At 44.3% G+C, this 24,035-nt stretch carries 25 protein-coding genes; 3 read left to right on the forward strand and 22 right to left on the reverse strand.

Features of this window, described 5'->3' with window-relative positions:
• Nucleotides 1–192 precede the first annotated feature (192 nt).
• The 14 genes from CFE23_RS05330 to CFE23_RS05395 form a co-directional block, all read right to left on the reverse strand.
• On the reverse strand, nucleotides 193–2,121 hold the full coding sequence (locus CFE23_RS05330; RefSeq protein ID WP_291085154.1) for a hypothetical protein: 1,929 nt from the start codon (nucleotides 2,119–2,121) through the stop codon (nucleotides 193–195).
• A gap of 27 nt (nucleotides 2,122–2,148) precedes the next feature.
• Entirely contained in the window at nucleotides 2,149–2,499 is a 351-nt protein-coding gene (locus CFE23_RS05335; protein ID WP_291085157.1) for a hypothetical protein, read from the reverse strand.
• Nucleotides 2,486–2,851: a hypothetical protein gene (locus CFE23_RS05340; RefSeq protein WP_291085160.1), complete on the reverse strand. Its 366-nt coding sequence runs from the start codon at nucleotides 2,849–2,851 to the stop codon at nucleotides 2,486–2,488. Before CFE23_RS05340 ends, CFE23_RS05335 begins: the two co-directional genes overlap by 14 nt.
• Before the next feature lie 19 nt (nucleotides 2,852–2,870).
• Complete coding sequence (locus CFE23_RS05345) at nucleotides 2,871–3,158, reverse strand: YtxH domain-containing protein (RefSeq protein ID WP_291085162.1); 288 nt, start codon at nucleotides 3,156–3,158, stop codon at nucleotides 2,871–2,873.
• Nucleotides 3,159–3,214: 56 nt separating this feature from the next.
• A complete protein-coding gene (locus CFE23_RS05350; protein ID WP_291085164.1) occupies nucleotides 3,215–3,871 on the reverse strand; it encodes a porin family protein in 657 nt (218 codons plus the stop codon).
• 29 nt (nucleotides 3,872–3,900) lie between these two features.
• Nucleotides 3,901–4,338 (reverse strand): hypothetical protein, encoded by a 438-nt coding sequence (locus tag CFE23_RS05355; protein ID WP_291085166.1) that lies wholly within the window; start codon nucleotides 4,336–4,338, stop codon nucleotides 3,901–3,903.
• Nucleotides 4,339–4,513: 175 nt separating this feature from the next.
• Entirely contained in the window at nucleotides 4,514–5,284 is a 771-nt protein-coding gene (locus tag CFE23_RS05360; protein ID WP_291085168.1) for an MlaD family protein, read from the reverse strand.
• A gap of 2 nt (nucleotides 5,285–5,286) precedes the next feature.
• Nucleotides 5,287–6,063, reverse strand: a complete 777-nt coding sequence (locus tag CFE23_RS05365) for an ATP-binding cassette domain-containing protein (protein WP_291085170.1) — start codon at nucleotides 6,061–6,063, stop codon at nucleotides 5,287–5,289.
• Nucleotides 6,060–6,896, reverse strand: coding sequence for an ABC transporter permease (locus CFE23_RS05370; protein WP_291085172.1), 837 nt, complete (start codon nucleotides 6,894–6,896; stop codon nucleotides 6,060–6,062). Before CFE23_RS05370 ends, CFE23_RS05365 begins: the two co-directional genes overlap by 4 nt.
• Complete coding sequence (locus CFE23_RS05375; protein WP_291085174.1) at nucleotides 6,893–8,125, reverse strand: AI-2E family transporter; 1,233 nt, start codon at nucleotides 8,123–8,125, stop codon at nucleotides 6,893–6,895. Before CFE23_RS05375 ends, CFE23_RS05370 begins: the two co-directional genes overlap by 4 nt.
• Nucleotides 8,126–8,257: 132 nt before the next feature.
• Nucleotides 8,258–8,845 carry a Maf family nucleotide pyrophosphatase gene (locus tag CFE23_RS05380; protein WP_291085176.1) on the reverse strand — a complete coding sequence of 196 codons (588 nt, stop codon included), beginning with the start codon at nucleotides 8,843–8,845 and terminating at the stop codon, nucleotides 8,258–8,260.
• The gene (locus CFE23_RS05385) at nucleotides 8,838–9,767 is read right to left on the reverse strand and encodes a geranylgeranylglycerol-phosphate geranylgeranyltransferase (protein ID WP_291085178.1); all 930 of its coding nucleotides are present in this window, start codon (nucleotides 9,765–9,767) and stop codon (nucleotides 8,838–8,840) included. The genes CFE23_RS05380 and CFE23_RS05385 overlap by 8 nt, the downstream gene beginning before the upstream one ends.
• Before the next feature lie 93 nt (nucleotides 9,768–9,860).
• Entirely contained in the window at nucleotides 9,861–11,066 is a 1,206-nt protein-coding gene (locus CFE23_RS05390; protein ID WP_291085181.1) for a hypothetical protein, read from the reverse strand.
• Nucleotides 11,067–11,193: 127 nt separating this feature from the next.
• Entirely contained in the window at nucleotides 11,194–13,161 is a 1,968-nt protein-coding gene (locus CFE23_RS05395) for a KUP/HAK/KT family potassium transporter (protein ID WP_291085184.1), read from the reverse strand.
• Between the two features lie 120 nt (nucleotides 13,162–13,281).
• Between CFE23_RS05395 and CFE23_RS05400 the strand changes: the two genes are divergently transcribed.
• The gene (locus CFE23_RS05400; protein WP_291085187.1) at nucleotides 13,282–14,355 is read left to right on the forward strand and encodes an oxidoreductase; all 1,074 of its coding nucleotides are present in this window, start codon (nucleotides 13,282–13,284) and stop codon (nucleotides 14,353–14,355) included.
• A 3-nt stretch (nucleotides 14,356–14,358) separates the two neighbouring features.
• Here the strand turns inward: CFE23_RS05400 and CFE23_RS05405 are convergent, their stop codons facing one another.
• The 7 genes from CFE23_RS05405 to CFE23_RS05435 form a co-directional block, all read right to left on the reverse strand.
• Nucleotides 14,359–15,615, reverse strand: a complete 1,257-nt coding sequence (locus CFE23_RS05405) for a DEAD/DEAH box helicase (RefSeq protein WP_291085189.1) — start codon at nucleotides 15,613–15,615, stop codon at nucleotides 14,359–14,361.
• A 54-nt stretch (nucleotides 15,616–15,669) separates the two neighbouring features.
• Nucleotides 15,670–16,209 (reverse strand): hypothetical protein, encoded by a 540-nt coding sequence (locus CFE23_RS05410; RefSeq protein ID WP_291085192.1) that lies wholly within the window; start codon nucleotides 16,207–16,209, stop codon nucleotides 15,670–15,672.
• Nucleotides 16,210–16,442: 233 nt separating this feature from the next.
• Nucleotides 16,443–16,973 carry a YceI family protein gene (locus CFE23_RS05415; protein ID WP_291085195.1) on the reverse strand — a complete coding sequence of 177 codons (531 nt, stop codon included), beginning with the start codon at nucleotides 16,971–16,973 and terminating at the stop codon, nucleotides 16,443–16,445.
• Nucleotides 16,974–17,008: 35 nt separating this feature from the next.
• Nucleotides 17,009–17,746: a pirin family protein gene (locus tag CFE23_RS05420; RefSeq protein WP_291085198.1), complete on the reverse strand. Its 738-nt coding sequence runs from the start codon at nucleotides 17,744–17,746 to the stop codon at nucleotides 17,009–17,011.
• A gap of 130 nt (nucleotides 17,747–17,876) precedes the next feature.
• Complete coding sequence (locus CFE23_RS05425; protein WP_291085200.1) at nucleotides 17,877–19,307, reverse strand: glycoside hydrolase family 125 protein; 1,431 nt, start codon at nucleotides 19,305–19,307, stop codon at nucleotides 17,877–17,879.
• Nucleotides 19,308–19,431: 124 nt separating this feature from the next.
• Entirely contained in the window at nucleotides 19,432–19,863 is a 432-nt protein-coding gene (locus tag CFE23_RS05430) for a DUF1801 domain-containing protein (protein ID WP_291085203.1), read from the reverse strand.
• A gap of 6 nt (nucleotides 19,864–19,869) precedes the next feature.
• Nucleotides 19,870–20,238 carry a hypothetical protein gene (locus tag CFE23_RS05435; RefSeq protein ID WP_291085206.1) on the reverse strand — a complete coding sequence of 123 codons (369 nt, stop codon included), beginning with the start codon at nucleotides 20,236–20,238 and terminating at the stop codon, nucleotides 19,870–19,872.
• A gap of 267 nt (nucleotides 20,239–20,505) precedes the next feature.
• Here CFE23_RS05435 and CFE23_RS05440 point away from each other — a divergent pair, with 267 nt between their 5' ends.
• Both CFE23_RS05440 and CFE23_RS05445 read left to right on the forward strand, forming a co-directional pair.
• The gene (locus CFE23_RS05440) at nucleotides 20,506–22,437 is read left to right on the forward strand and encodes an alkaline phosphatase family protein (protein WP_291085209.1); all 1,932 of its coding nucleotides are present in this window, start codon (nucleotides 20,506–20,508) and stop codon (nucleotides 22,435–22,437) included.
• 65 nt (nucleotides 22,438–22,502) lie between these two features.
• Nucleotides 22,503–23,114, forward strand: a complete 612-nt coding sequence (locus CFE23_RS05445) for a hypothetical protein (RefSeq protein ID WP_291085212.1) — start codon at nucleotides 22,503–22,505, stop codon at nucleotides 23,112–23,114.
• Between the two features lie 113 nt (nucleotides 23,115–23,227).
• Here CFE23_RS05445 and CFE23_RS05450 read toward each other — a convergent pair whose 3' ends face one another.
• Nucleotides 23,228–23,986 (reverse strand): DUF3667 domain-containing protein, encoded by a 759-nt coding sequence (locus CFE23_RS05450; protein ID WP_291085215.1) that lies wholly within the window; start codon nucleotides 23,984–23,986, stop codon nucleotides 23,228–23,230.
• Nucleotides 23,987–24,035 lie beyond the last annotated feature (49 nt).

A 24,035-nucleotide genomic window follows, 5' to 3' on the forward strand; every position in this document is an offset into this window, starting at 1 on the left:
TTACTAAGAATGCTTCTATAATTCACACGCGCTTTTGATGGGGCTTTATCGCGATGTAGTCTGTTTCCCAATTAACAAAAAACTACGGCAAAACGCCTTGTTTTTCTAGATCGGGAGATGCTTTCGGACGTTTCGGGACCATCGGGGCTATACGTACCGATGAATTAGGCCGCATAAATTGATTAAATGCAGCTACTTGTAGATGATTGTTCTAGGTTTTCCCAACTCGAAATCCTGTAGTCCGAAATCAGTTGTTTCAAATGTGTTCGTTTTAGTCAGGTTCGATCCTTCGCCCGGAATGGTAGGGTAGTAGGCGAGGGACAGCTGAAAAGAGCTGAAGACCAAATAATCATTATTGATAATCAATCCGATGCCGATGCTGGAATATACTTTACTTTTTGTTATTCCGGCACGGTCATTACCAATAACTGCTGCGGTATAATTTAAATATGGATTGAGTCGGAAACCCCAAAGATTCCACGGAGAATAAGCCTGCGTTTGCAGCGCCAAAACCAATTTTTTAGTGCCGTATATTGCACTGTTGAACCCGCGAATCCCGGCGCTGTTATTTCCTTGGAAACCCGCTCCGTAATTTCCCTGGAAGCCGCTACTTTCATTAATCGTAAGCCTGTCGCCAATAGAATTCAGTCTGTTGGTTCCCAATATCAGTTGCGGCTTAATAAATTGCCTGAATTTCCACTTTCCGCTCTCCAGAAGATTGGTAAAATAAGTTGCCTGGAAAGAAAATGCAGTTTGTTCCGGCGCCCCATCCCTGAAAAACGTGCCATATTCAAAATTTGTGGCAAGATATCCCCATATGAAATAGTTTCCGAACGAAGCCCGACCACCGACATAAAATCGCTCCTGCTCATTTTTATATTGGTATCCCGCGGTGATGCTATAGATTTTTCCAACTGGAACATCTTCCACGATGCCGTAATTGAATATATATCTATCTTCGACGAACTGTCGGGACGAAATACCAATTCCAGCCATATAGAACTTTTCACCGGTAAAAAAATTAATCGAATCATATGCTACATCGGGGCTTTCCGAGTACTGAATCCTTAAGGCCCGACCTGATAATATGAGGTTTGTAGTCCGCTCATCCTCAGTATTCCCGTTAAAAATTCGTACCGCGTGTGCCCCCCAGGCATCCTGTGAGAAATATTTAAGATTTTGTTTCGAATAGTTCATGTCTTTGTCCTGCAGGGAGTCCTGCCGGAACTGCTCATCGAGGTAAATTCCCCCTGCCCATTTTGCATAGGGAGAATAGAACGGCCTTTCAATATTTACGCTTTTACTGTAGAAATCATCAAGGTCAATTTGGTAAATAACGGTCGTTTTTACAAAGGAGTTCAAAATGTTCGGAATTGTATATTTCATCCGGTAGGCATTTTTTCCATCTTCGATACGATTCGTAAACTTGTTCTCAAATTGGTGTCCTGATCCGAGGAAATTGCGTTCCTCTAGTTCAATCGAGGTACGGCTGCTGGAAATTGATCCGCGCGGGATTAGACTCCATGAATCCAGCACACGTACATAGACATCGACAGAGTCTGGGCTATTCGTAGGTTCTGCGTCAATAATCACACTGTTGACGTAGCGCTGGGAGCGCACCAAACGTTCCGATTCCCGCACAAGAAGTGTGTCCAGGGGCCGGTTTTTCTTTATTAAGAGCAAATTCCGGATGGCCAGCTGGCTGGATTTGATATGGATGCGGTTTCCGGTTCTTTCTGCCCAGTTTTTTGGTTTTCTGTTGACGTCGTTAATTGAGTATCCGAAGGGATCCAATGTCTGCACTTCGATCTTTCGTACGATCTTTCCTTCAAAGCTCTTATACTTCAGTTTTTTTGGTTTTCGTATCGGATTGGATTTTTTCTTTTCTATGGGTTCAAATACGAACTTGTGCATGGTTTTCATGAACTTACTTCGCTTCGAGTACTTTTCAATTTTGCGGTACATCGCTGCCGAATCTTTTTTTACAGGTTTAGGATTCACCTGGGAAAATCCACTGAAGCAAAAAAACAGCACGAAAAATAGGGAAGTTATGGATTTTTGAAGCATCGGCATGAATTGGAAGAACAATGTAAGAAAACTTTGCTGATTTAGAGACAGCATGTTTAACAGGTGTATTGAATGTTTCCGTTACTTCAGTAAGTTGCGCTTTTCAGAAAGTGGTGCTTTCAGGATCAGTCCAGAAAAAGCGGCCTGTGCTGCTGTTCCAAGCATTTTTTTGAAGAAATTATGCGATCCGCCGACTACAGCTTTTTTAACCACGAAACCGCCGAGAATCCCAATACCATATTTTATCAGGTTGCTTTTCAATGTAGAACCGCCGGCAATGTCCTGAATTTTTTCCCGGATAATGTTTTTCGGATTGAGGCTGTCTAATGTATAGTCAAAATGCTGTTTGAGCGCAGTGAGTTCCGTTTGCCTTTGGAATTCCAATGCTTGTATTGCCAATCCCAGCGAGTGATCATCTTTAATTGGTTGCATCGCGTTTTTTTTCTTTAAAGATTTGGTTGATGATGTAATTATTTAAACGAAGCTCAATGTGTTTTCTTCTGACAAAAACCAAAATTAGTGTGACCACAATATAAAATGCAGCCATCACAAAAAAGCCGTAATAGGATTTCCCCAACAGATCACCGATGTAAAGCGACAGGCCAATCGTCAGTAGAAAGAAAAATAAAGCAATACTGGCTGCGATAATGATTCTTGAGGTGACGGATGCAAAAACATCAGTCACTTTATCTATTGCTTTCAATTTGTAGAGTTCGATATTGGTTTTACCCAATTGCTCTATCTTATCGAAAAGTACCTCAATCAGTATTACTTTATCTTTCATAATTACCTATTTTGAATAGTTATTTTACAGCACTGGCTGCATCTGAAGCAGTTCTTTTAGCTTCTGCGGCAAGGTCTTTTCCGTCATCGTAAAAATCGGATGCTTTTTCCTTTACCGACTCAAATCTTGATGAAATCTGATCGATAGCATCCTGATATTTCTGTTTCAGCCCGTCAATAGAATCTTTTCCTTTGTTGGCTATTTTTTTACGTGTGTCTGAACCTTTATCCGGTGCGAATAAGATTCCCAAAACTGCTCCGGCAGCTAATCCTGCCAGCGCGCCTAAAACTACTTTACCTGTACTCATCTTAGTTGTTATTAAATTAATGTATCGATTATTTTTTCTTTAGCAATATTTCCCATCTAGAATACGTATCCGACGGTCAGCTGTAAATTCTGGTTCTTATAATTCACATCTGAAGAGTTGCCTTCCGTATCTGTTTTACTGATGTCCCAGCCTGCACGGCCTGAAATCACCAGACTGGAAAAGTTCAAATCAGCGCCCACTACAAATCCGAATATATTTTTCTTGTAATTTTCCCCGTTGATATCTTGTTCCTGCTCATTTGTGAAATCTCCATTGTTGAAGTTATTCTTCGTCTGGATAAGATAAGAAAACTGAGGTCCAGCCAAAATCGTGAACACAGGGCTAGCTTTAATCTGCAACTGTAATGGAATATCAATATAGGTGTTGGTCCTTTTGTACTCATAGTCATTTCCGAGAATGGATCCGCTTACTTTAAAACCTTTCTCTGAATACATCACTTCCGGCTGAAATCCAAGTAGTTTTCCGAATGGAATTGCAACAAAGGCTCCGGCAGCGAATCCGACTTTATTATCGGCTACATAATCATTGTTTTCTTCGTTATAAACATTGGACAGGTTGATACCTGCTTTCACCCCAAAGCGAAGCGTTTCACGGTTGTCATCAATTACAGTTGTTGTGGCGTCCTGCGCTGACATCCCTGTAATCATTGCAAAATTGGTAAGGGCGAATAAAATAAATGCGTTCTTTTTCATGGTTACTTTTTTTATGGTTTATTATGGATTTAATTTTTTCGGGCATTGATGACTTTAAAATCCTGTTCGAGTGCTGCGGTTCGCAGATTAATATCCTGCTTGAAGGCTTCCCAGGTTTCGGCGTTGTAAGTTCCGTAGGCATCTAAGGTCTTTTTAAGTTCGGTATTTTTGGCTTCTAATGCAGCAACTTGTTTGTTATATTGTTCCTTCTGCCTTATTGTGCCATCAATAGCCTTGATTTTAAGGTCGGCGATGGCAAGTTCGTTATCCGTTACTTTTTTACTGACCTTCATCCGGAACGTTTCATAATCGCGGACAGATTCGCTCTCTGCTTTGATTAATTTTTTCTGTGCCTGAAGAACGTCTTTTTGGGCGTCTTTCAACTTCTCTTCATTGTTCTTGCAGGAAAAAATGGAAACGGTAAATGCTAAGGCTATAACCGCGGGGAACATGATGGAGTTTTTCATTAGGTTATTGGTTTTAATTAACATTACAAAGATGGTTCTGTAAGAATAATAATGTGTTATACAACTTTTTTTATAGTTTACAATATTTGCATAGTCACGTGAATTGTCAGTATTGGTAATGCTTTAGCGGGGATAACAAAAAAAAACTGCATCGGGTTGGGATGCAGTTTTGTAATCATTTGGAAGATTTCGTTTTAGATTTCTCCGCAGATGCTTTCGCTTTCTTATTGGCTTTTTCAACCGCTTCTTTTTGCTTTTCTTCAGCTTCTTTTTTGGCTTTTTCCTTTTTACGGAAATAGCCCCTCAGCAGGAAATTGTGTTTGGCGGCTTCCATATTTTCTTCAAGACCTTTACTGCTTCGTTTGAGGTTGCTAAGCGTGGCGTCGATGTTTTCCGCCATTTGTTTGTCTTGTATCAATCGGCCGAGTGTACCTTCGCCTTTGTTTATTTTAATTAAGATATCCGATATTTCCTCAGTAGCGATCGCGGCATTGTCCGCAGTGACCGCAAGACTTTGCATAATTGCGTCTGTCTCAACAGGCTCGGACGACGCAATCATTTGGTTTTCCTTCACCATAGGCGAGTTGTAACTGCCTTGGGAAAGCACCATGACTTTATCCCCGATAATACCTTCGGAACCGATTCCCGCTTCACTGTCGGCTTTGATGAATTTCTGGACATCCTTTTTTATCAGCATGCTCACCCGCACCGTAGAATCGTTGATAATACTGATGTTATCCACGGTACCTACATTAATTCCGGAAAACCGCACGGTGTTACCCACCTGAAGGCCGCTGACATTCCTGAAATTGGATTTCAGCGTAAAAACCGGATCAAACAGGTTTTTCTGTTTGCCGATAATGAATATGGCCAGGAAAAAAAGAATGATTCCCACGATGATAAATATTCCGAGACGTACTTTGTATGTATTGTTCGTTGCTTCCATTTTTAATTTGTTGTTAGATTTCTGATATTTTGACTTTGGAAATAGGCGCTGATTAACTCGTCATCGGTGGTTTCAAATTCACTGATTTTACCTTCTTTATATACTTTCCCCTCTTTGAGCATGATGACCCTGTTTGCGACCATTTTGGCACATTCGATATCATGGGTAATAATGATGGACGACGTTTTATATTTTTTCTGGATATCGTTGATTAATATACTGATTTCGTGAGAGGTGACCGGGTCTAGGCCTGTCGTAGGCTCATCATACAACATGATCTCAGGATCGACGATAATGGTTCTTGCGAGGCTGATCCGCTTGCGCATTCCGCCTGAAAGCTCCGAGGGCATTTTATCAATCGCATCCGGAAGGCCAACATTTTCCAACGCTTCTTTGACCTTCGCATCGATCTCAGCATCAGACAGCTCCTTCTTTATCCTGCGCAGCGGAAACTCAAGATTTTGGCGAACCGTCATAGAATCATACAACGCGCCACTCTGAAACAAGAAGCCGATCTTCTGGCGTATTTCGTTAAGTGCTTTGGTATTCATCTGGTTCACATCGTTACCCAACACATCAATAACGCCGGAATCAGCGTCGAGAAGTCTCACGATGCATTTAATCGTAACGGATTTTCCCGTTCCGGATTTTCCGAGTATTACAAGGTTTTCGCCTTTCCGCAATTCAAAAGATAAATCGTCAAGGACTTTCATGTCTCCAAAGCCTTTCGAAAGGTTCCTGACTTCGATAATATTTTCGGTGGTAGTGCTTTCTTTCATAGCATATCAGTTATTTGTACCGCAATTAAGTCAACCACAATCACCAGCAGTGACGACATCACGACGGCAGAATTTGCGGCAATTCCGACGCTTTCCGTTCCGCGTCCCGCGTTATAGCCCTTGTAACAACCGGTCAGGCCGATCACGGCACCGAAGAAAAATGTTTTCATAAATGCGGGAATGAGATCCACAAACTCGACATCACCAAACGCCTGCGTGATAAAAAGTACGAAACTGACATCTCCCTTTATATTGGCTCCGGCCCAGCTTCCGACAATTCCCAGCGCATCAGCATAGAGTACCAACAACGGCAACATCAGCGTAGCGGCCAGCACACGTGGAACGACAAGAAACCGCACGGGATTTGTTGACGATACTTCCATGGCGTCAATCTGTTCAGTAACGCGCATCGATCCAATTTCAGCGCCCATCCCGGACCCAATTTTTCCGGCACATATCAACGCGGTAATAACCGGTCCCATTTCCCTGATGATGGAAATCGCTACCATTCCGGGCAGCATGGTTTCAGCACCAAAATCAACTAAAACCGGCCTCGACTGTATCGTAAGGACCAATCCGATAATCACACCTGTGATTGAAATCAGGGGCAGGGACTTATTACCGATCTCGAAACATTGTTTGGTGAATTCACGGAATTCAAAGTTTCTGGAGAATGTATTTTTAACGACGTTGATAATAAACAATACAGCATCAGTGGTATTCAATGCAAATTCGCGCAGTTTGTTTTTGCGGTTGATGGTTTCCTCAGTAACATCCACTGTTTTTTTTCGCGCGTAACTACTAATCCTTTTTATGGGGATGATTTTGCTCATGATATTTCAGTTCCAGGGTTAGTTTTGTTATTATCGTCGGAGGGTAGAGTAGGAGCTACAGCAGTTGTTGTCCCTGTAAATAACGGTTTTTTGATTTCTGCATCCACGTGTCCGGTAGCATTGTTCTCGTAGTTGTATAAAGGAAACTTCATTTTTTTCCATTGATAGGTTTTGGGCAGGTCATCACCAACAAGGTATCCCCACGGCTCCAGAAAATCGATGCGGTCACAGATTACTTTCATGATAGCAATGAGTGGAATAGCCAGAAACATGCCTGGAATACCCGCGATGGCGCCACCTATAATGATCCCGAGTATTGAGATAAATGCATTAATTTGCACTTTCGAGCTCACAATCATTGGGACGAGAATATTGTTGTCGATGAATTGTACAACAAGGTTCACGACAACCACACCGATAATGATAGAAAGTTCCGGAGAGCCTGAAAGCGACGCGACAATACTGAGTAATCCCGCCACAAGAATTCCTATATACGGAATAAGGTTCAACAGTCCGGTCAATAAGCCCAGGAGTACAGCATACTTTACGCCGATAATCATAAAACCAACCGTCGTCAGCACAGATACGATGATCATTTCAATGATCAGCCCGTTGATATAACCTTTAACCGCATTCTTCACTTCAAAAATTATTTCCTCAAGTTTGCCGTGATGTTCAGGCTTAATCAGCTTGCACAAAAATTTCATGAAGTGTGTACGGTACAAAAGCATCAGGAACAAATAAATGGGGACAAGAATCAGGTTGACCAGCGTATCTGTAAAACTAAGCAACGTGCTTCCGAGGATTTGTTTGCCGGTTTTCATTGTGTCTTTGGTAGCATCATTAATATATTGCTGTTGTTCCCTTTTGCTGATGTCAAAATGCTGCCGGACGTAGTCCTGCAAATGGGAGACATGTATCGCAAAATTCTTCTGTATCATTCCCCAGTCCTCCGTAAAATCACTAATCTGTACAGATAGGAAAATAACAATTCCGACCACTACGATAACAAAACTCAGTACGGTGAAGATAACTGCCAATACATGAGGAAAATGGAGCGTGCGCTTGAAAAAAAGCATCACTGGACGAAGCAGGATAGCAAATAGAAATGCGAAAACCACCGGAACAAGAATGTCCTGGCTGATATAAAAGATATAAAACACTGAAATTAAGCCCAATAAGATCAGTGTGATTCTAGCGTAAAAAGGAAATTTTAATGTTTCGCCCATGTTTGTCATCAATAATGTTAAGGCAGTTGGCTTGCACAACTTTTCTTAATAATAGAGAAACAAAATTGGACCTAATTCAGTAAATATCGATTACAGAAAATACTTTATAAGTTATATAATTTAAAGCTACAGCTATGATACAAGATTTAGCAAATATTGGTACACTTTGTCTACAGGAAGCCCCATTACATTTGCATAAGATCCTTCAATTTTCGACACGCCGACGAACCCGATCCATTCCTGTATCCCATACGATCCGGCTTTGTCAAACGGTCTATAGACGTCCAGGTAATATTGAATGGCTTCTTCCGTAAGCGTATTGAAAGTCACATGGGTAACTTCTGATAGTGTGTGAGTAGTGTTATGGGTACGAAAGGTAACGGAGGTAATTACGGTATGCGTTTCGCCGGATAGTGAGGTAAGCATCTGGAACGCATCGTCGAAATGCTTCGGTTTTCCTAACGCCTTACCCTCAAACCAAACGATGGTATCGCTGGTGATCAGGATGTCATTAGGCTCTAAAGTACCTTCGAAAGCATCGCTTTTTAATACTGAAAGGTGTTCGGTGATTTCGTTTTCCCGAAGATGATCGGGATAAATTTCATCCACTTCGTTAAGCCGTATTTCGAAATCAATATCTAAATCTCGGAGGAACTGCTGCCTGCGGGGCGAGCCGGAGGCCAGGATAATATTGAAGTCTTTGAGTTTTTCTTTAAGCATTAGCCTGGATGTTAAGTGCGAGAACCAAAATCGAAATAATTCCGGATAAAATCACCAATTTTAATACGGTACTCAGTTTTTTAAATGCTGTTTTATCAGCAACTGAAAGGATATTTATAACAAAATACAGCAATGGGCCTACAACGAATAATAGCATGAATCCAGCCACATAATAAAGTTCGTTGTTGATATAATACGTATTGATATAGTATAACAGTCCAAGGATGGTTAAAATCCCCAATCCAAGCAGGATCTTTTTTGTTTTTCCAATGCCCAGTACGATAGGCAGCGTATTCATACCGTAGGCAGTGTCACCCTTAATATCTTCAGCGTCTTTTGTGATTTCCCGAATTAAATTTAATATAAAACTAAACAACGCGTAGTCAAGGAAAATCTCAAAAACGCCGCCAAGTTGGATATGATTTTCTTCGGTCAGAATTGGATACAACTCGTAAATCCCGACAATGATGATACACATCGATGTAATCGCAGCAACCAGAATGTTTCCAATGAGAAACGTCTTCTTGTAACTGGTCGCATACAAATATAACGTGGCCGAAATTGCGATAAAAATCATTGCGAAGCCAGGCTTACCTATAATGTTGGACAGGTAAAAACCAATTCCTACGCCGAGTATATTGAATCCTGCATAAAAATTATAAGCCATACTTTCCGAAATGGCCTTACCTGCTATTACATCAGCGGGCTTATTTAAGAAGTCCGTACCCTGGTCGATGATATTGTTAATGATATAACCTCCGGCAGCGATACAGACCGTGGACAACACTAGCAAAAGGTATTGAATGTCATTCAATGCAGTAGGGATATGCTGCATATCGAGAGAACAGTATTTAATGATCAATTGCAGCGCGACAATCATCAAAAGATTCTTGAATCGGATTAGTTTTAGAAATGCGTTCACGTGTTTTTATTTTTCGGTCAAATAAATTAGGCTGCAAATTTCCATAAAAAAAGCCTGAATTCACATTCAGGCTTGGTTTTTTTTATCAGGAAATTATCCTCTTCCGTTTGTTCTTTTAGCACCACTTTCAGAATTTTGCGTTCTTGCAGGGGGATTGCTTGATCTCGCAGGTTGTACGGTCCTTGTCTGCGTCTCAGTCCTGGTCGGAGTGTTCTGCCTGGTCTCAATGCGAACTGGAGTCGTTTGCGCTGGGGTTGCAGTCTGGGACTTTGTTCGGACGACGTTATCGTTAGAGCGAGTGCTTACCGATCTTTGAGGAGTGTTTGTCCTGACAGTATTCTCGCTTTTCACGGGGGCAACGGCTCTCGTAGATGAATTTGAACGCACAGCGGTTTCTGAATTGCTTCTCACCGGAGCACTCGTCCTTACTGAGGTATTGCTTCTTACCGGTGCAGCAGTTTTTACCGAAGTTGAACTGTTTCTTACCGACTCGTTTCCACGTGTGGAAGTACTATTACCTCTTGAATCAGCGCCGTTTAACCTGCCCGAAACCGCTTTTTCTCTTGTCTTATCAAGCTCGTAACGGTTAGAGACATTGTTGTTTCTTTGAGAAAATGAACGGTTGGGTTGTATGGTTTCATAACCATTTGCCCTTCTGTTGTTGTGTATCGCAACAGCGCGATCGCTTCTCCTCACATTCACGTAATTATAATGGTTGTGCACGTTAATGTGACGGTCAATGTCTCTTCTGTAACGAAATACAGGATATGGTTCCCATGTGTAATAGTAAGTAGGGTAGTAGTTCCAATACCAAGGTGAATAATATGGCCTGTAGTAATCTGTCCAGAACACGCTGTAAATTACAGGACGGGTCACATAGACGGGTTCATAAATATAGTTGGAGCCATACATATATACATCGCCAACAACCTGAACCTGAACATTGTTGTTTGCATCTTTTTCAACTTCCACAGTCGCAATGTCCTGGAAAACGTCTTTGGCCAATACCGACTGGATGATGATGACATGCGTATTTGATTCTGTAGATTCTACGACCCGGAGGTAATCCACCTTGCCATCGTTGTTTAAGTCAAGATTCGAAATTTGTTCTTTAGGATCGTTCAGCTTTTGCTCAAATTCTTCCAGATTAGCAGACTCTCCAAAAAGAGACGCTACTGCACGAAGGTCAAGGTTATCACTGATGTCACTGTTTTTCGCGTTGACCGTGGTCACATCCTGCGCCCTGCTCAGGTTGACCATGAGGGCGACAATCATTAGTAATAATGTTTTTGTTTTCATAATTTGGAAATTTTGTTTTAATAAAAGTGTTCTTTAACACTAAGACGATAAATCTCCATAAATGTTTATTGAAAATAGTACATTTAATATATATTTAACTATACCAAACTTTTAAAACCTAAACAAACTATTGATTATCAATACGTTTCATGCAAATACGTTCTGGTGGATGCAGTACCATCGGGAATTTTTCAATCTTCACGGAACTGCTGTCAAGACCAAATGCCTTCTCTTCCGACAAACTGAGCTTTTTGAAGAAGAAGTAAGTATTCATGATAATCTTTTCATCCCAGCGCATTTCACTATCGTTTGAAAGGAACTTTTCAGACAATACAAATTTGAAGTCACCGATAATGTTATTTCTGTTTAATGATTCGTAACGGCTGGTGATATCCACTTCGCCATTTTTAACGAGGTCTTTAACAACTTCTTTAAACATGATATTGATTTTGGTAGGTTCCCTGAAACCGAGGTTAAAATCAATACGGATAAGGTCGTCTTTGATAATCTCAGTAACCTTATATTCTGTTTTATACGGTTCATTCAGAATATTCACATGGATAAACCAATACAGGTCGGCGCGTTTTGGACGCTTCTGCAAAATTGAATAAAGTACTTTTTCTTCGATTTCATCTGTTCGGGCCGAGTTCGTCATATAAACAAGATGCGTTGCGTATTTTGGTATGGTCAAATCGGAACTCAATTCATTGAGAACCTTCTTATAATTGTCAATTTTGACCATCTTGGTGTAATTCTTACTAATCTTCTTAGCACGATACCATGTAGCCATAACACCGATAAGCGCCAAAGCAATGAAAACCGTGACGTAACCGCCTTCGCGGAATTTTTGGATGTTAGCGAAAAGAAAGGCAAACTCTATAGCGAGGTAAAGCGTTACAATTGCGCCAATGAAATACCATTTGATCCGCTTCATGATCATGAAATAATTAAGTAGCACCGTGGTCATGATCATACAAAGCACAATAGAAAGCCCATAAGCAGCCTCCATACGACTGGATTCCTGGAAATGCCAAACCACCATAATACATCCGCCAAGCAACAACCAGTTTATCGAAGGAATATAAATTTGACCTTTGTGCTCACTCGGGTACTTGATACGTACTTTAGGCCAGAAGCTCAATCGCATCGCTTCATTAATCAAAGTAAACGATCCACTGATCAAGGCCTGCGAGGCAATAACCGCAGCGAGTGTAGCAATGGTGATCCCAAACGGCTGGAACCAATCCGGCATCACAAGATAAAATGGATTACCGTTGTTTCCACGGCCCAGATTTTCCAGTTTCTCACCCTGATGTCCCATCAGGTAAGCGGCCTGCCCGAAATAGTTTAATACCAATGTCGTTTTTACAAAAATCCAGCTGACACGTATGTTTTTTCGTCCACAATGCCCCATATCCGAATACAGTGCTTCGGCTCCCGTGGTACAAAGGAAAACCGCGCCAAGCAGAAAGATTCCGCTCGGATGTTCTACCAGCAGCTCATAAGCATAATAAGGATTCAGCGCGCGAAAGATCTCAATATGGCCATAAATCTGGGAAATACCCAAAACTGCAAGCATTGAAAACCAAACCAACATCAATGGAGCAAAAAACTTACCCACGAGATTGGTTCCAAACTGTTGAATGGAAAACAACACGATTAATATGGCAATAACGTATGGAACGGTATCCAGCCCGGGGTAAAACGTCCGCAAACCTTCCACCGCGGAAGAAACCGAGATTGGCGGGGTAATGATTCCATCCGCGAGCAATGCACTTCCCCCAATCACCGCGGGCACAATCAGCCACTTGACTTTCGTTCGTTTTACAAGCGCATACAATGCAAAGATTCCTCCTTCACCGTTATTATCCGCGTTCAGTGTGATGATAACATATTTTATCGTCGTCTGCAGCGTCAATGTCCAGAAAATACACGAAATACCTCCCAGTACGACATCGGCAGCAATGGGGTCATCACCGACAATCGCTTTCATTACATAAAGGGGAGAGGTTCCGATATCACCGTAAATGATACCTAAAGTGATCAATAATCCACCCAACGTTAGTTTATTGAGGTGGCTTTTATGTGAGCTCATAAATAGAATTTAAAGGTACAAAATTAACTATTTTTTATGTATCCCAACATTTTACGGGGTTGTTTCTACACCATCACAAAGCTAAATGCCGTAAATTTAGAGCTCGTTATTTTTAATGCTATGAAAAAATATTTAATTGCAGTCGTAAGTATCTCATTTTTAATTTCCTGCAAAAATGATCCAATAGGCGTTAGCACGGAATCGGCAATACAACCAAAGACTTTTAAAAACGCCGTGGTAGATTCCATACTGACCGACAGCATCTCAATCCGCGGAATAGTAATTGATGCCAGAAAGGTATGGTATGCAGCAAACAATGGAAAATACGGCTTTTACGATCTCGAAAACGAGAAAATATTCAGCGGCCACGTCGCGTTTGACACGCTGCAGCCGGAATTCCGAAGCATTGCCAAAACAAAGGATCATGTTTTTATCCTGAACGCGGGAAGTCCGGCACTGCTTTACAAAATATCGAAAGACGGAAAGCAGGTCCGGCTCGTGTACAAGGAAACAGGTGCCAGAGCATTTTACGACAGCATGCAGTTCCTTAATGATAACGAAGGGATTGCCATGGGCGATCCGACCAGCACATGCCTTTCCGTCATCACCACAGTCGATGGCGGCGAAACCTGGCAAAAACATTCCTGTGACGGCCTGCCAAAAGTGGCTATCGGAGAAGCTGCGTTCGCCGCAAGCAACAGCAACCTCATCGTTCACGGCAACGGGGTTTGGATGGTGTCCGGTGGAAAAAAAGCGAGGGTATTCTATTCTGCAGACCACGGAAAGAAATGGTCCGCATTCGATACCCCGATCGTTCAGGGAAGTGCGATGACCGGAATTTTCACCGCAGATTTTTATGATAGCAAAAATGGTTTCATTGCCGGCGGCGATTACGAAAAACCCTCACTGAATAGGGGTAACAAGGCCATTACTTCCGATGGCGGCCGCACCTGGAAACTGGTCGCTGAAAACAGTGGTTTCGGCTATGCGTCCTGTGTGCAATATGTCCCCAACAGCTTGGCAAAACAGCTGGTCTGTGTGGGTGCTTCAGGCCTGCTATACTCCTCAGATTCGGGAGTGCACTGGACCCAATTGTTAAAAGACAAAGGGCTGTTTACGATACGGTTTCAAAACGATTCTACAGCATTTGCTGCTGGAAAGGATAAACTGATTCGCATCAGGTTCAAATATTAGCGCTTAGTACCAGCGTTTTTTATTCTGCTTGGAGCCCGCCGATTTTCTTGAGTTCTTGTTTCGTTCCCCGCCGCGGTTTGAATTGGCTGCCGGTTTGGCCTCCATTTCTTCAGGAGCGCCGGCATGCCATGGATAAGGATGGTCGGATATGGTTTTTACGTCTACCTTAATCAATTTTATAATGTCTTTCCAGTATCCGTGTTCATCTTTACTGCAAAACGAAATCGCCTCTCCGGCATTTCCGGCCCTTCCGGTACGCCCAATGCGGTGTACGTAGGTTTCAGGGATATTCGGCAGGTCAAAGTTTATCACATAAGGCAGGTGGTCGATATCAATACCGCGCGCCGCAATATCGGTGGCCACAAGCACACCCACTTCTTTGTTTTTAAACGCATCAAGTACGCGCTGACGGGCGTTTTGTGACTTGTCACCGTGAATGGCTTCAGCAGCGACCCCTTTTTTTCGCAGTGCTTTCACGACATTATCTGCACCGTGCTTCGTCCTCGAAAAAACAAGTACATCCTTTAGGTTTTCATTGCGGATCAGGTGATACAACAGGTTGCGCTTTTCAGCCTTCTCCACAAAATACACTTTTTGGTCTACCTTTTCCGCTGTAGAAGAAACAGGCGTTACAGAAACGGTCGCCGGATCCCTCAGGAACATTTCGGCCAATTCCCGTATCGCAATCGGCATGGTCGCAGAGAACAACAACGTCTGGCGGTTGTTCGGTGTCAGCTTTACAATCTTTTTCACGTCATTGATGAAACCCATGTCCAGCATCTGGTCGGCTTCATCAAGCACGAGCGTATGCAAATGATCGAGGTTGATGAATCCCTGCTTGTGCAAATCCAGCAAACGACCCGGCGTAGCAACGAGGATATCGATGCCGCTGCGCAGCCTTTCGACCTGCGGGATCTGCGAAACACCACCGAAAATCGTCAGATGGCGCAGGTTCGTATACTTTCCGTAATCATCGAAGTTCTGTCCAATCTGCACGGCGAGCTCACGCGTTGGCGTGACCACGAGCGTACGGATGTGTTTTAACTTGCCGCCTGAGCCGACAAGGCGGTGCAGGTGGTGGATAATAGGAATCGCAAACGCGGCGGTTTTTCCGGTACCGGTCTGTGCGCAGCCAATCAGGTCGCGCCCTTCCAGTACGATCGGAATCGCCTGCTGTTGTATCGGGGTAGGTTCAGTGTAGCCGAGATCAGCGACAGCGTGTTGTATATTGTTGGATAAATGTAAGTCTTCGAATTTCATAAAATCATGTACCGCCACTTTATTGTGGCAAAACAGCGCGCAAAGATAGGGTTATTATTTTAATAACCGAATCCGGGCTTCCTGCAGCGTCATGCCAACTACCGTGATGCTGTGGATCAGCTGTGTCCGGAGGCTTTCCGGATCGCCATCGTAGTGCCTTGACCAGGCATCAGAATAAAGAATGCTGCGGATTTCCCGAATCCTTTTCGTTACCTCAGCGGCAGTGAAAAGGGCTTTTGCCGCACTGAAATCAGCATGGCCTTTGTGTTGGTAATGCGCCTGGCCCTGCGTATCCACATCGATGTAATACAATTTTTCGGTGTCGTTGTCCGGATGAAAAGAAGTCCAAAGCGCAAAACCCAGACGCATCCCCCGCGATTTGTCGGCTGAGTCAGATTGCAGACGCCACTTGCAGTTTGCAGCGCGTCCCCAATGGTCTGACAGCCGGTATACGCCATTGTCCCTGAAGAAGTAACTGCTGCCGGACTGGCTTTTGTATTGGGGTACGGTACCAGCCACATCCTGCAATGGCCTTTCGTCGAATACGCAGAAAGTATGCTTGTGAAAGTTCGAGCGGCCGTAGGTTTTTTCCATGTGTAAATATAAATCCATTTCTGGGTTCTCACCAACGGGAAAATAAAAATGCCGTTCGGCTGCTTTGGGTTAACTTCCCCGGAACAGCGAAACGGCATGATATGATGTGGCCCTGGCGGGTCCCGAAATTTCGGGATAAGCGGCATCTCCCGATTTAAAAAAGCAAGGCTTCTGCCGTGGTTTTTGTTAATCGGGAATACAGCGAAAGCCGGATCAGCTCCTGAAAACCAAAATTATTGTTTGATAAACTGCAACTCGATAGCCAATTTAACTTCTTCACTAACCAAAACGCCGCCTGTTTCCAATGCTGCATTCCAGGTGAGCCCAAAATCCTTACGGTTGAGTTTTCCCGTTATTGAAAAGCCGGCCTTGGTGTTGCCCCATGGATCTTTCATCAACCCGCCAAATTCAACAGCAAGACGCACCGGTTTGGTTTCTCCGTGCAGCGACAGGTCGCCGTGCAGCTCGTAGTCACCTTCGTTGATTTTTGTGAAAGCCGTAGCCTCGAATTTCAGTTCCGGGTATTGTTCTGCATCAAAGAAATCTGCGCTGCGGAGGTGCGTGTCACGGTCAGCGTTCCCGGTGTTGATGGAAGCGGTTTGGCCGGTGAAATGTACTTTGGCATTTTCGAAGTGATCGCCTTCGGTTTCAATATTGGCTTCGAACGTATCGAATTTTCCGGATACATTGGTAAACATCATGTGTTTTACTTTAAAGCCGATTTCTGAGTGGGTAGGGTCGAGGACCCATTTTGTTGTTGACATGGTATTAAAATTATGAATTATGAATTACGAGTTAATTAGATTCTGGGGAGTTGCATCGGTACTTCCATCAGCAGGATTTCGGCGCCTTCTGTCAATGCCTTGATAGAGATGCTGTCAGCGCCCGTAATACCAAGGCCATCTCTGGTATCGAGTGTCGTTTCACCGATTTGGAAGCTTCCTTTTAACACAAAAGCGTAAACGCCGTTGCCTTCTTTTTTCAGTGAGTAAGTAGTACCGAAATCCTGGTCAAACGTTCCCAGGTGAAACCACGCGTCCTGGTGGATCCAAACGCCTTCATCATCAGCGTTCGGAGACAATACCTGTTGCAGCCTGTTGTGGCGGTCTTCGAGGTTCAGCGTAAGCTGATCATAGCGTGGGTCAACGTTCCTTTTGTTCGGGAAAATCCAGATTTGCAGGAATTTGGCGAGCTCGTCCTTGTTCTTGTTGTATTCCGAATGCGAGATTCCGGTACCGGCACTCATAATCTGGATGTCACCTTTGCGGATCACGGCCGTGTTGCCCATACTGTCCTGGTGCTGTAAATCGCCTTCAAGCGGAATCGAGATGATTTCCATATTGTCGTGTGGATGGTTGCCAAAACCCATGCCGCCGCTCACACGGTCATCGTTGAGTACGCGCAGTACGCCAAAATGCGTGCGCTCCGGATTCTGGTATCCTGCAAAACTAAACGTATGGTATGATTCAAGCCAACCGTGGTTTGCATAACCGCGGGTATTGGCTTTGTGTAAAATGATGTTTGCTGTTGTGTTCATAGTATATGCATTTAATTACAGGACAAAGTTCCGCCAATCGAAAATGAAAAACATTGAACTGGGACAAGAAAAATCATTGCGGGGTATTCGTGATTAAAATCCAATAGCCGCCAAATGAGGCAAAACGGATTCACGAAAACCGCTTTAAGATGTCCGGCTTCGTATCGTACAAATGTACGATTAATTCGCCGAACAGCGTATTGGCCCACGCAAACCAGCTCCTCGAAAAGTCCTTTGGATTGTTCACATCAAACGACTCATGGATAAAGCCGGTGCCGGCATGGGTGCTTTTTAGCGTTTTCAGGCAGTACACGATTTCTGCCTCGTCATCGGTAGTCAAAGCCTGCATAATCAACCCAAGCGGCCAGATCTTATTTTCGCCTACGTGCGGCCCGCCAATTCCCTTAGCATAACGTCCCTCGTTAAACCATGGATTGTCATGGCCCAGGGAAAAACGCCGCGTGTTTTTATAAATGCCGTCCTCTCGTGTCCGGTAACCCAGGTACGGAATCGACAACAGGTTCGGGACATTCGCATCATCCATAAACAACGCATTCCCGAAGCCGTCAATTTCGAGCGCGTAGATTTTGCCGTAGCCCTCGCGCGTAAAAACAGCGTGCGCCTCGATCGCGGCATCAACTTCGTCGGCCAGCGTTTTACATTGGTTTTCAAAGTCGGGATCATGATGGACGGCAGCGCTGATTTCAGCCATTTGCCGCAGCGACACCACAGCGAACATATTCGAAGAGATCAGGTACGGATAAAATGTGGCATCGTCTGACGGGCGAAACATCGAATGGATCAGGCCGTTTTTATGGGTGGGATTGCCATAGCCGCCGCCAAACTGCGTGTCCAGCGGATTCCCATTGCCGCGCTGGAATCGGTAAGGGCCTTTGTCCACCTTCCTTTGCTGTTCTTTAAATGTTTGTACAATCAATTGCATGGCGCTCTTCCAATCGATGTCGAAAACGCTCGCATCGCCGGTGGCTTTCCAATAATGGTAGGACAATCGGGCAACATAACACAATGAATCGACTTCCCATTTTCGCTCATGGACGCCGGGCTTCATCAGCGTTGCATCGTCTTTCCAGTCGCTGACTTTTGCCGGGTCGTCATAAAAGGCATTGGCATAAGGGTCCAACAGCACAAATTCGACCTGCTTGTTGATCACGCCTTTCAAAAGATTTTTCAGTTTGTCATCCTCATTGGCCAAAGCGAGATACGGAAATACCTGTGCCGCCGAATCGCGCAGCCACATCGCGTCAATGTCGCCGGTAATGATGTAAGTGTAGGGCTTATTGCTTTTATGGTAATAATGAACTGTCGTGTCTAAAGTATTTGGGAAACAATTTTCAAACATCCATGCAAGCTCCTGATCACCGATGGATTGCTTTACCCTCCTGATCTTGTTCTCGACGGCGACAGAAACAAAATTCCGCTTCGAAACGTCGGGGCGGCGCGAAATGAATTCATTTGCGGCAAAAAGCTGAAAAGGCGAGGGAAGGGCCATGAAGCCCAATCCCAAACCGGACTGTTTGATAAATTTTCTTCTGGAATGCATAAGTGTCTTTTTATATAATCAATGAATTAAGCAAAACAAAATGGGTTTATAGAGAAGTAAGCCGATTTGAGAACAGTCAGTATAATTTAGGCAAACGCCAATCGTGGAAGCCAGAAATGCACCCTTAAAAAACTGCCGTCATCCTAACCCCATCCAGCACCGCTTCGCCCAGCACGTCCAGATGGATGTCCGCCAACGCTTTAAACTTAATGCAGTATCCCGTCACACTCGCTTTGCCAATCGTTTTGCCATACGTTTGCGGCAGGTACGTCTTGTCTTTAATGCCCAGGATATACACGGAGATGCCCGTCGTGTTCCCGCTGATGCCCACCTGAAAAAACGGCTTAGTGCTGCCATTGGCATAGGTCAGCGTCTGCAGGCCATAGCCAATCGTCGGGTTAGCGACCACCTTGCCGTGCTCGTTTTTTCCATCGTCAAACCACAATCGGGTACCCGGCAGCCACAGCAGCATGGATTCGTGCAACGCCTGCATGGCGCCGCGCTTCGGTTCCGGCAGTTGCGAAATGTGCGCACGGATTTGTGTTGTAACTTCCATAAAATCTTAGTTTTGCGTTCGACAGTTGCAATTGGCCACCGCAAGTTCGTAAATGTCGTCCACATCAACAAATGAATTGCCACCAGATCGTAAAACGGGATGCCGCCAGCCTTTGCGCAGACCGCTATCAGGCACTGTAAGAACTATTTGCAACCGCTGAAGCAACGCATACAGCCATGTAAGCGACGCATACAGCCGTGTAAGCGACGAATGCAGCCGTGTAAGCGACGAATGCAACCCCTGAAGCAACGCATACAGCCGTGTAAGCAACGCATACAGGCGTGTAAGCGGCGAATGCAACCCCTGAAGCAATGCATACAGCCGTGTAAGCAACGCATACAGGCGTGTAAGCGGCGTTTCAATCTCCGCAGACATGCATGCAGCCTCTGAAGCAACGCATACAGGCGTGTAAGCGGCGTTTCAACCTCCGCAGACATGCATGCAGCCTCCGCAGACACGCTTACAACCCGTGAAGACGCGTATGAAAGCGTGTAAGAGGCACTTGCAACGTGACAGCCGTATTGGAAACCATTGGAGAAAGGCATCGGGGCAGTACACCGGCAGATAAACACTACAGAAACGGTAGCTATAAAATGATACGAAAAATACGTATTTTTGCTTCCCAAATACAAAAGCGTTGCCATGTCAAGATTTCCAAGGTCCCAGGAATATAAGGCTTTATTTTACCGGATATTTTTAGCATATGTCTTTTACCTGCTCGCAAGGATATTGTTTTTGTGCTACAATTCCAACCTTATTAAGGTACACTCTGTATGGGAATTCCTAACCCTGTATTACCATGGGCTAGCCTTTGACACCACCGCTATTCTGTATGTCAACGCACTGTTTATCGTATTTTCCATATTGCCGGTGCTCTACAACACCCGAAAGGGATACCAAACCTTCTTATTTTACCTGTATTTCATCACCAACCTGATTGCCTACGCGACCAATTTCATCGACTTTATCTACTACCGGTTCAATTTCGGACGCTCCACGATCACCATCACCGATTCAGTGGCACACGAATCAAACAAGGCGCTGCTGTTCTGGAATTTCCTGATCAATTACTGGCATGTGTTCCTGTTGTTCTTCGGATCGGCCTGCCTATGGATTTACCTGTACAAAAAAGTAAAGGTGAAGGAAGACCGCGTACTGTTCATGGGCCGTTACTTCATCTACTCGACATTGAGCTTCGTCGCGATATTGGTGCTGTGCGTCGGCGGCATGCGTGGGGACTTTAAGAAAAGCACCCGCCCAATCAACCTGATCGATGCAAACCGTTACGTGAAGGAAATCAGCCAGGCGGATGTGGTGCTGAACACGCCGTTCGCCATCATCCGTACCATGTTCAGCAACAGCTTCCAAAAAGTAAACCTGGTGTCGCAGGGAACGATCGACTCGCTGATCGTTCCGGTAAAGCAATACCATAACAATCCACCCACAAAACCCAACGTCGTGATTTTCATCCTTGAAAGCAACGCGCGCGAATATTTTGGCAGTTTTAACAAGGAATTCAACATACCCAATTATAAGGGATACACGCCATTTGTCGATTCATTGGCACAGCACAGCCTGATTTTCACCAATGCCTATTCCAACGGTCACAAGTCCATACACGCCGTATCGTCGGTATTGGCCGGCATCCCTTCATTTAAGGACGCTTTCACCTCGTCGCCTTATCCAAAGCAGCCCACCGAATCGTTGGTATCGACTTTGGAAAGCATCGGATACCACACTTCTTTTTTCCATGGCGCGCCAAATGGTTCGATGGGTTTTCTCGGATATGCGAACATCCTCGGTACCGACCGCTATTTCGGGAAAACCGAATACAATAACGATGCCGACTTTGATGGCGTCTGGGGAATTTGGGATGAGCCTTTCTTCCAGTATTTCAACCGCGAACTCGGCAAACAGCAGCAGCCTTTCCTGGCCACGCTATTTTCAGTGTCGTCGCATGAACCCTATAAGGTTCCCGCAAAATATGAAGGCAAGTTTCCAAAAGGCGACGTGAACATCCACCAATGCATAGGTTACACAGACTATGCGCTGAAGCAGTTCTTTGCCAAGGCTAAATCGCAGCCATGGTTTAAAAATACGATATTCGTATTGGTAGGCGATCATGGCAACACCGTCTTCTACGACGAATACAAAAAAGAATTCAACAGGAATGCAGTGGCCATGATGATTTACCGTCCCGACGGGAAATATGCCGGTGTGAACCGCGATTATGCACAGCAGATCGACCTCTACCCGACGATACTGGACATGATCGGATATCAAAAACCGTTCAGGAGCTGGGGGCGCAGTTTAATAGGGGATTCCGATGAACCGCCATTTGTTGTGAAGTACTCCGCAAACCTGTACCAATTCATGTCAGGGGATTACATTTGTACCTTTGACGGGAAAAAGGCGGTGGGCTTTTACGCCAAAGCCGACAAAGGGATGGAACACAACCTGATTTCGAAACGCAACGCCGCAATGGACGCGCTCGAACGCCGCTGCCAGGCTTTTATCCAGGATTATATGGAACGCGTGATTGATAAGAAGCTGGGTGGGGAGACAAGGAAATAGGTGTTTATGATTACACCCTTATAAGTTTTGGTATATTTAACGCAGAAAACACTTAAATCTCACGAATGAATAATCTGCTTAAAAGGCTAACGGTAATCAGTTTTTCATTGTTGTTTTTACCTTTCTTTCAGACTTGTTCAGATGACGCAATCATCAACAGCAACTGGTCTAAAAACAGCCCGCTTCGCGAAGCGGAGCCAGTAACGGATTCCTTGCATGACGAAACAGTGGGTGCTGCAGATGCGAAAGAATTTCACCTTACTTATGATGAGCTAAAGCAGAAGAAGGTTCTGGCAATTCAGAGGTTTATCGACGGAAAGGCTAAAGCGACCTTGAGTGGATACCAATTGGGACTTTTGGCCGTCAACGATTTCAGCTGGGAATTTAATATTATGTTCGCTTTCACGATCGTATTGATATTGTGTGTTTGTCAACTATTTATGTCATTCACAGGACGATACAAGTGGGTCTTTATTACCGGATGCTGCAACGCGGTCTTATCGCTTTTCCCATTCGCAGCAGCTTTTCATGATGGAGCGATAGAGGATTTATCTCAAATCAAATTCGGCTTCTATTTGTTTTATACTAACGTGCTGTTGATTACCTATGTTTCTAATAAACTATACAACGAAGCCAAGTCAACCCATAACTTTGGTGAAGAAACAATGGTGAAGTAGCTCAGCGTCATTTAGGTCCATTAAGTTGTCTGGAAACCTTTTGCGTTAATGTGACAAAAAGGCTGGTAAGTATAATCCTAAATAAATCTTGGGCTACAGCGTGTTGGCTTTATCTATTTGAAATTGATATCCTCGCCACCTGTCAGCACAAACAAAACCGCAATCAACGCAACAAGCATCAGGAACAGGAACAACAGGTAGAACACAATGAACCGCCACAGCAGTCCGCCAAATCGGTAACGTCCCTTAGAAGCATTCGTATACACCCAAACAGGCCAAAGCAAAATGAGGAAAGGAAAAACCGCTTCAACATAGCCCATAAAATCAGGTAGCCAGCGGTCTGCGAAGTTGATGGAGATCCCGACCATCGTAATGAAAATCTTTCCTAAAAGTGCAATACCGGCAATGATGAAATGCTCGGCGAGGTTGAGTTTCAGCCGCCGGAAAATCAGATAACCACAGATGGCAAGCATCGGGACGATACTGAGCACAATAAACTTCAGGTTGTCTTTGAAGAAATTCTTAATGTGTTCTGACTGTGCATTCGATTTGGTAGCATGTGTTGTTTCAAAACTTTCGTAAAAATGGCTTAACAACACGGTAAATCCAATCAGTAGCAAACACAGGTAAAACACATTGTAATACCGGATGCGCTTTCCGGAAATGTAGTCCATCGCCGCCTGACCCGGCCGCACCAACGCTTCCTTGATAGTAAATAGGATCCCACGCTCGATGTGCCACACGCCGTGCAACAGGTCATGCATCACAAAATGCTTTAGGACTATGCGGTGGGTGTCGCTCTTCTGCCCGCAATCCGGACAAAAACGGCTGTGTACCGTGGCATTACAGTTCAGGCAGTGGGAACCAGTCATGATAAAAATTGTTTTGGTGGCCTAAAAATAGATAAATCGACGTAATTGC

The sequence above is a fragment of the Flavobacterium sp. BFFFF1 genome, from assembly GCF_002256285.1.
In the GTDB taxonomy this organism is placed as follows: domain Bacteria; phylum Bacteroidota; class Bacteroidia; order Flavobacteriales; family Flavobacteriaceae; genus Flavobacterium.